This is a genomic window from Ancylomarina sp. (assembly GCF_041555295.1).
Lineage (GTDB): Bacteria > Bacteroidota > Bacteroidia > Bacteroidales > Marinifilaceae > Ancylomarina.
Window position 1 is genome coordinate 1 of record NZ_JBFFKR010000140.1, and the last position, 8619, is coordinate 8619.

Consider the following 8619-nt stretch of genomic DNA (forward strand, 5'->3'; position numbering starts at 1 on the left):
CCTGCTACCATTAATTGTTTAATTTTAAAATTAAGACATGATGAAAATTAATGGTGCTATTAAAACAGTACAAAAACGCGACGGTCGCATCGTAGCCTTTGAATCTCAAAAAATTACTTTTGCTGTATTCAAGGCATTGCGTGCCGTTGGTATTCCCAACCGAGAATTATCCGAGCAAATCACCCAGAGTGTGATTTCAAAGTTTAAAATGGATACCCCCAGTGTCGAAGATATTCAAGACGCAGTTGAGTTTGAACTCTTCGAACAAAAGCAATATCAAGCTGCCAAGGCTTATATTATCTATAGAAAACAACACGAGGGTATTAGAGATGTAAAAGAACTTTTTTCGAATATCGACATTATCGATGATTACCTAAACAACAACGACTGGCGAATTAAAGAAAGTGCCAATTCATCCTATTCTTTACAAGGAATGAATCAGCATATTTCCACCATTATCAGTTCACAATATTGGTTGAATCAAATCTATCCTACTGAGATTGGACAAGCACATAAACAAGGCAAACTCCACATTCACGATTTAGGTTTTGTTAGCGTTTATTGTGTGGGATGGGACTTACAGGAACTTATTCATGTTGGGTTTAAAGGCGTACCTGGAAAAATTGAAAGCAAACCTGCAAAACACTTTAGAACCTTACTTGGACAGATTGTAAACTTCTTTTATACCATGCAGGGTGAGGCTGCAGGAGCTCAGGCATTCTCTAACTTCGACACCTATTTGGTGCCATTTATTCGTCACGATAATTTATCATACAAAGACGTTAAACAAGCTCTTCAAGAGTTTATCTTCAATATGAATGTTCCAACCCGTGTGGGTTTCCAAACACCTTTTACCAATATTACTCTCGATTTGGAAATTCCCAATAACATGAAAGACACTGCTGTGATAATTGGTGGTGAAATTCAGGAAACGACTTATGGAGAATACCAACATGAGATGAATTTATTTAATAAGGCCTTTGCTGAAGTGATGACAGAAGGTGATGCTTGCGGTCGTATTTTCTCCTTTCCTATCCCAACTTATAATATCACTAAAGATTTCGATTGGGATAACGAATACCGTCAACCTATCTGGGAAATGACTGCCAAGTATGGTATTCCCTATTTTTCGAACTTCGTAAACTCTGATATGTCTCCTGACGATGTTCGCTCCATGTGTTGTCGATTACGTTTAGATACCACAGAATTAAAATCGCGTGGCGGTGGCTTGTTTGGTGCCAATCCTTTAACAGGTTCGGTGGGTGTCGTTACACTTAACCTGCCACGACTGGCTTACGAATCGAAGAACGAAGGCGAACTTCTCCAGAGAATTGACAAACTGATGGAGCTGGCTAAAAACAGCTTGGAAATCAAACGTAAGGTAATCGAACAACTCACCGAGAATGGCTTGTATCCCTACTCCAAGTTCTATCTTCGAAACATCCATAAAAAGAATGGTGCCTACTGGGACAATCATTTCTCAACCATAGGGATTGTGGGCATGAACGAATTGTTGTTGAATTTCCTTGGAACAGATATTACAACAAAGGAAGGCAATGCTTTTGCCGAAGCTATTATGGATTTTATGCGAGACAAATTGCAGGAGTTTCAGGAAGAAACAGGACATATTTACAATTTAGAAGCCACACCAGCTGAGGGAACAACCTACCGTTTAGCTAAACTCGACAAAAAGGACTATCCCGATATTATTGTTGCCAACGAAAAACAGGTAAAAGAACAGGACGCCGCACCTTATTACACCAACTCGACCCAGTTGCCCGTAGGCTATACCGATGATCTATTTGAAGCACTGGAACTGCAAGACAACCTACAAACCAAATATACAGGCGGAACCGTATTTCACACCTTTGTTGGTGAGAGTCAATTACCTCCAGAGTCCGTTAAGAAATTAGCCAAGACCATTTGCGAAAATTTTAAACTGCCCTACTTTACTCTTTCTCCAACCTTCAGTATTTGTCCTGAGCACGGCTATATTTATGGCGAACACAAAACTTGTCCGAAGTGTGAAACAGAAGGTAAAAATAATGTTTGCGAAGTGTATTCTCGAATTGTTGGCTATCTGCGTCCGGTAGATCAATGGAATAACGGCAAACAAGCTGAATACAAAGACAGAAAACTCTTTGACAAGATGATTGAGATAAAAGAATTGGAACAGGTTTAAATCTGAATTAAATGCAAATAGCAGGATTTAAGAAACAAAGTCTTATCGACTATCCTGGAAATATCAGCTCTGTGGTTTTTACACAGGGCTGCAATTTTCGTTGTGAGTACTGTCACAACCCCGATTTGGTCTTGCCTGAAAGATTTGGTTCATGCTATAAGGAAGATGAACTATTCGCCTATTGGCAAAAGTACCAACACTTGTTAGATGCCGTTTGCATCACAGGTGGAGAACCTTGTATTCACAAGGATTTACCTGACTTTATTTCAAGAATTAAACAACTGGGATTAAAAGTGAAACTGGATAGTAATGGCACAAATCCTGATATGCTGATGTATCTCATTAAAAAAAAGTTAATAGACTTCATATCCATGGATATAAAGCATATTCTAAGTATTGAACATTACAAGATATCGGTTGGGCAATTTTTAAGTCAGCCAAACTTTAATCATATTTTAAAGTCAATCAAACTGATAGAAGAATCCCAAATAGAATATGAGTTTAGAACAACTGTTGCAAAAGGTTTACACACAATTGAACAAATCAAAAGCCTCAAAGATCGTTTTAAACCATCTTATACCATACAAAACTTCAGGCCAGATATTACGCTGAATGAAAACCACGATTATCAAGCCTGGTCTTTAGGTGAATTAAACGAGATGAGCCTCTAATAAAAAAAAAAAAAATGATCTTCGTCTAAAAATAAATATTCAGTAACTTGAGGAAATAGACAATAATTCTATCAACAAATAGTTTATGGATAAGGATTCAAAATTGTTTATTTTTGTATTTATACATCACACAATACATTTAACTGAAAATTATGAAAAAACTGTTTTTAATTGCTAGTTTATTCTGCATATGCACTCTAGCTCAGGCACAAGATTACGGTACGGGAATTGGAATTAGAGGGGGTTCAGCAAATGGGTTGACTATCAAACATTTTATTAGAAACAATGTTGCTTTAGAAGGGATCATTTCATCGAGATGGCAAGGCGTAAACCTAACAGGCTTGTATGAAATTCATGCTAAAGCTTTTAATGAACCTGGTTTTAACTGGTATTATGGTTTTGGTGCTCACCTGGGATTCTGGGATGGAGATCATGCTCACTGGGGAGATGATGGCAAGGACTACACTGTTCTTGGTTTAGATGGAATTTTAGGTCTGGAATATAATATCCGAGAGATTCCTATTAATCTGAGTGTAGACTGGAAGCCTGCCTTCAATCTGGTTGGTTATTCTGGTGTATGGGGCGATGGTTTTGCTCTTTCTGTTCGATATGTCTTCTAAATATCAAACACAAATCAAATAAATTCATAAAAGAGAATCCCAACTTGTTTATACAGGTTGGGATTATTTGATTAAAATTTAACCACTTACATGTTTCTACGGTACTTCCCACCGACCTCGAAGAGCGCATGGGTAATTTGACCAATAGAACAATACTTGGCAGACTCCATTAAAGTTTCAAATAAGTTAGAACCAACTATTGCTTTCTCTTTAAGGGATTTAAGACTCAAACGAGCTTCTTCAGCATAGGTCTTATGCAAGCCTTCAACCGTGCTAATCTGAAAATGTTTTTCTTCTTCGGTAGCTCGAATCACCTCCTCAGGAATAATAGTTGGTGAACCTGTACTTGACAGGAAAGTATTCACCCCAATAATGGGTAAACCACCTGAATTCTTGAGTCTTTCATAGTAAAGAGACTCTTCCTGTATCTTATTTCGCTGATACATGGTCTCCATAGCACCCAACACACCACCACGTTCTGAAATTCTATCAAACTCACGCAATACGGCTTCTTCAACCAAATCGGTTAATTCTTCAATAATAAAAGAACCTTGCATCGGATTCTCATTAATAGTTAAACCCAACTCTCTATTGATAATCAACTGAATAGCCATTGCCCGACGAACAGAATCCTCGGTTGGTGTGGTCAAAGCCTCATCGTAAGCATTGGTGTGCAGTGAATTGCAATTGTCGTAAATGGCGTAAAGAGCCTGTAAAGTCGTTCTGATATCATTAAAATCCATTTCCTGAGCATGAAGGGATCTTCCCGAGGTCTGAATATGGTATTTCAGCTTCTGAGAGCGCTCGTCAGCTCCGTATTTAAACTTCATGGCCTTTGCCCAGATCAATCGAGCTACGCGTCCTAAAACGGCGTATTCTGCATCGACACCATTGGAGAAAAAGAAAGACAAGTTTGGAGCAAAAGCATTTACATCCATCCCTCTTGATAAATAATACTCCACATAGGTAAAACCATTTGATAAGGTAAAAGCCAACTGACTAATGGGGTTTGCTCCCGCTTCAGCAATATGATAGCCTGATATGGAAACGGAATAGAAGTTTCTCACCTCATGATCGATAAAATAGGCTTGGATATCTCCCATCAGCTTCAATGAAAAGTCTGTAGAGAAAATACAGGTGTTCTGCGCCTGATCTTCCTTAAGGATATCGGCTTGAACCGTACCACGTACCCGACACATTGTTTCAGTCTTAATTTTCTGGTAAACATCAGCTGGTAGAACCATATCACCAGTAAGCCCTAAGAGCATCAATCCTAAACCTTCGTTCCCATCCGGTAATTTTCCTTGATAGCCAGGCCTTTCTGTTCCTCTTAGCTTAAAAATGGCAGCAATCTTCTTCTCGATCTCTTTCTCCAAGCCATTCTTACGAATATAAACTTCGCATTGCTGATCGATTGCCGCATTCATAAAATAAGCCACCATAGCTGCCGATGGGCCATTAATAGTCATCGACACAGAGGTTTTGCTTGACACGAGATCAAAACCCGAATAAAGTTTCTTAGCATCATCCAAACAAGCTATTGAAACGCCAGCATTGCCAATTTTCCCATAAATATCGGGGCGTTCGTGTGGATCTTCCCCGTAAAGGGTCACCGAATCGAAAGCCGTAGACAAACGAACAGCTGGCATCCCTTTCGAGAGATAATGAAAACGCTTATTGGTTCGTTCAGGTCCTCCTTCACCAGCAAACATACGTATGGGATCCTCGTCCTCGCGCTTAAAAGGGAAAACACCAGCTGCATAAGGAAATTCACCTGGCACGTTCTCTCTCAGATTCCACTTCAGAATATCACCCCATGATCGATACTTTGGCAAGGCAATTTTAGGAATCTTATTATGAGATAAGGTTTCGCCTTTTGTAGTAATTTTAAACTCTTTCCCTCTTACCTGATATTTAAAATGATCTTCAGTAAATTGCTTCTTCTTCTTGGGCCAATTCTTAATTATTTTCAGATTCTCTTTATCAATTTTATCTTCTGTATCTATTATTAATGCCTCGAGTTTCGATATAAGTGATACATCACTTTTCCTATCAGATTGAAGTTTCACCTTTGTTTTTTGTAGCGAATACAATAAGTCGGCCTTATCCGCCTCGACTTCGCTATGTTTATTATAATTCATGATCGTTTCTGAGATCTCAGAAAGATAGCGAACACGCGATGGTGGGATAACCTGTATTTTTTCACTTATGGCAAGTCTTTTTGTCACATCACGATCAAAAACACCTGGTCTAATTTCGTTCAATTTATCAGCAATGGCGTTAAAAAGTGCATTCAAACCAGGATCGTTAAATTGAGAAGCAACCGTTCCAAATACAGGCATATTTTCGAGCTCCTCTTCCCATAATAAATGATTCCGCTGATATTGCTTTCTCACATCGCGTAAAGCATCTAATGCCCCTCGCTTATCAGATTTATTAATAGCTATTAAATCGGCATAATCCAACATATCAATTTTCTCAAGCTGTGTTGCAGCACCAAACTCAGGGGTCATCACATAAAGTGAACAATCTGAATGATCAATAATCTCCGTATCAGACTGACCAATACCTGAGGTTTCAAGAATAACCAAATCGAAACCTGCATTCTTTGTGATACTCAAAACATCCTTAATGTGTTTTGATAAAGCCAGGTTGGTTTGACGGGTACTGAGTGAGCGCATATAAATGCGAGGGGAATGCACTGAATTCATACGAATACGGTCTCCCAGCAGAGCTCCTCCGGTACGACGACGAGAAGGATCAACAGAAATAACAGCCAAGTGCAAATTGGGGTACACATCCAAAAAACGACGAATCAGCTCGTCAATCAATGAAGATTTACCTGCTCCTCCTGTTCCTGTAATACCAAGAGTTACAGAATTGGATTTCTGTTCTTCAACTCTCAGCTTTCCCATTAAATCAGAAACCATTTCCGGATAATTCTCTACAGCTGAAATCATCTTAGCTAAAGCGAAATGATTGGCTTTATTTAACTGATCAATAGAAACATTCACCACTTTACCTGTAGGAAAGTCACAGTTCTCAAGTAAATGATCAATCATGCCTTGCAGACCCAGTACACGACCATCATCAGGAGAATATATTTTAGAAATACCATAAGCTTCCAATTCTTCAATCTCAGTAGGTAAAATAACACCACCACCTCCGCCAAAGATTCGAATGTGTTCAGAATCTCGTTCGACAAGCAAATCCCTCATGTATCTAAAAAACTCATTATGCCCTCCCTGGTAAGATGTTACAGCAATTGCCTGAACATCTTCTTGAATAGCACAATCGACTATCTCCTGCACAGAACGATTGTGTCCTAAATGAATCACCTCCGCTCCTGAAGCTTGCAAAATACGTCGCATGATATTGATTGAGGCATCATGACCATCGAAGAGCGAGGCTGTGGTCACAATACGAATTTTGTTCTTTGGAATGTACATAGGGTTTGTGGTTAATCTTTGGTTAATATGCTGATTAATATACAATAAATATATGAATCTATCCAGATATCAACATGGAACATCCAACTTTATCAAAAGACATTTGACGCAAAGCAAAGGCCTATTCTATCACCTTATTTTAAAACAGAAGGCGTGCTTTTTTATCGAGATCCCCTTTTTGTCCCCTTCTTAAGACTCAAGGAAGCCAATTGATGCGGGCTGTAGATCTTAGCATTTTAAAATTTAGCCTAAATAATCACGTCATGTGAATTGGTTTCAAATCAGATCAAAAGATTCAGCATACTTGTACAGATCTATCAAATTCCTAGCCTCTAATTTCTTAATGATATTTCGTCTATGTGTTTTCACCGTCTTTTCAGAGATAAAGAGCTTATTGGCAATTCCCTGGTTCTGAAAACATTTAACCAAAAATTTTAAAATGATCTGTTCCCGTTTCGTTAGAGAAGAAAACTTAGTCCAATTCTCACGCCTGTGATTTATCTTGTCCATATGTTGTTTAAGGGCATGCAAACTGTGAGGCAGGGAATCAATTGGGAGCTCAAGCTTAATGGTTGCTCTGGTCTTATTGGGATTCAAGCTGATGTCAATACAGGGTTCGAAGGTTTCCGGAGGTCGATTGGGTTCAACAATTGCCTTATTTTTTCTATTCGCTGTAATCCAATCGATGGCTTGTTGCTGATCATGAAAAAATTTGGGGTTAAAAACAGAATCAGCTTTATCGAGAGAATTCATGACCGATAACTGCGTTTTGCTATCCTGTGCCAGCACAAAGACTAAATCCTGAACACCTGCCCTGTAAGCAGGCAGGTTAATCTCATCTTCAATCCATACAAATAATTCATTGGGTATGATAAAACAGAATTGCTCCTGATCCATAATTATTCGTTGCACTTTTAAGCTGCAGCACAAGTCGCGACATAAAATCAGCTCACTCTTAAAATCGGCAGCAGACATACCAGCCTGCTTCCACTTGGAGAGAAGCAAGCCCTTCGATTCATTAAAATCGACAGATATTAAAGCTGAGTCATAAACGATCAAGATCCTATACATTAAGCCTTTGAGGTATCAATTTACATCATTTAGCAATTAAAACCTGACGTTTGTCAAAAAAAATACTCCCTAGTGGGTATTTTTTCAACAAGAAGCTTTCCAGAACTTTGTTGGTATAATAAATACAATCAGTACAAAAAGATAATACGACGAACCTTAATCTTTGTGAAATTGAAAAACAAATACATCAGACAACCAGCACACTAAGCTTATAAAGAAAGCTGCATTTTATCAAAACAAAAAGATACAGTCAAAAACAAAAAAGCCTGAAGCAAACAATGATGTGAGAAATTTAAAATAGATAAGTGCCCAGCAGAACAAGATATGTTTTCAGATTAAAAAGCTAAGAGTGCAAGTGACAAAGCTAAGTCTCCAGATGGTAAAGGTGAGGACGCAGATTGTAAAGCTTAAGCTCCAGATGGTAAAGGTGAGGACGCAGATTGTAAAGCTCAAGCTCCAGATAGTAAAGGTGAGGATGCAGATTGTAAAGCTTAAGCTCCAGATGGTAAAGGTGAAGGCGCAGATTGTAAAGCTCAAGCTCCAGATGGTAAAGGTGAAGGCGCAGATTGTAAAGCTTAAGCTCCAGATGGTAAAGGTGAAGGCGCAGATTGTAAAGCTTAAGCTCC

6 protein-coding genes are annotated in these 8619 nt (G+C 38.7%); 4 read left to right on the top strand and 2 right to left on the bottom strand.

All coding sequences use genetic code 11. From position 1 onward, the window contains the following. Window positions 1-37: 37 nt before the first annotated feature. From ABY905_RS10615 to ABY905_RS10625, 3 genes are all read left to right on the top strand, one after another. The gene (locus tag ABY905_RS10615; protein WP_372643474.1) at window positions 38-2182 is read left to right on the top strand and encodes a ribonucleoside triphosphate reductase; all 2145 of its coding nucleotides are present in this window, start codon (window positions 38-40) and stop codon (window positions 2180-2182) included. 11 nt (window positions 2183-2193) lie between these two features. After that, window positions 2194-2853, top strand: coding sequence for an anaerobic ribonucleoside-triphosphate reductase activating protein (locus ABY905_RS10620; protein ID WP_372643477.1), 660 nt, complete (start codon window positions 2194-2196; stop codon window positions 2851-2853). 152 nt (window positions 2854-3005) lie between these two features. After that, a complete protein-coding gene (locus ABY905_RS10625; RefSeq protein ID WP_372643480.1) occupies window positions 3006-3473 on the top strand; it encodes a hypothetical protein in 468 nt (155 codons plus the stop codon). Window positions 3474-3559: 86 nt separating this feature from the next. Here the strand turns inward: ABY905_RS10625 and ABY905_RS10630 are convergent, their stop codons facing one another. Together ABY905_RS10630 and ABY905_RS10635 are read right to left on the bottom strand one after the other, a co-directional pair. After that, on the bottom strand, window positions 3560-6922 hold the full coding sequence (locus ABY905_RS10630; protein WP_372643481.1) for a methylmalonyl-CoA mutase family protein: 3363 nt from the start codon (window positions 6920-6922) through the stop codon (window positions 3560-3562). A gap of 276 nt (window positions 6923-7198) precedes the next feature. Next, window positions 7199-7981, bottom strand: coding sequence for a helix-turn-helix transcriptional regulator (locus ABY905_RS10635; protein WP_372643483.1), 783 nt, complete (start codon window positions 7979-7981; stop codon window positions 7199-7201). 361 nt (window positions 7982-8342) lie between these two features. Between ABY905_RS10635 and ABY905_RS10640 the strand changes: the two genes are divergently transcribed. Beyond that, a partial coding sequence (locus ABY905_RS10640; protein ID WP_372643485.1) for a hypothetical protein occupies window positions 8343-8619 on the top strand: 277 nt, incomplete at its 3' end.

What these genes read in the sequence shown, in the direction of transcription:
- ABY905_RS10615 (WP_372643474.1), top strand. Translation starts at nt 38, where the DNA reads ATGATGAAAATTAATGGTGCTATTAAAACAGTACAAAAACGCGACGGT.
- ABY905_RS10620 (WP_372643477.1), top strand. Translation starts at nt 2,194, where the DNA reads ATGCAAATAGCAGGATTTAAGAAACAAAGTCTTATCGACTATCCTGGA.
- ABY905_RS10625 (WP_372643480.1), top strand. Translation starts at nt 3,006, where the DNA reads ATGAAAAAACTGTTTTTAATTGCTAGTTTATTCTGCATATGCACTCTA.
- ABY905_RS10630 (WP_372643481.1), bottom strand. Translation starts at nt 6,922, where the DNA reads ATGTACATTCCAAAGAACAAAATTCGTATTGTGACCACAGCCTCGCTC.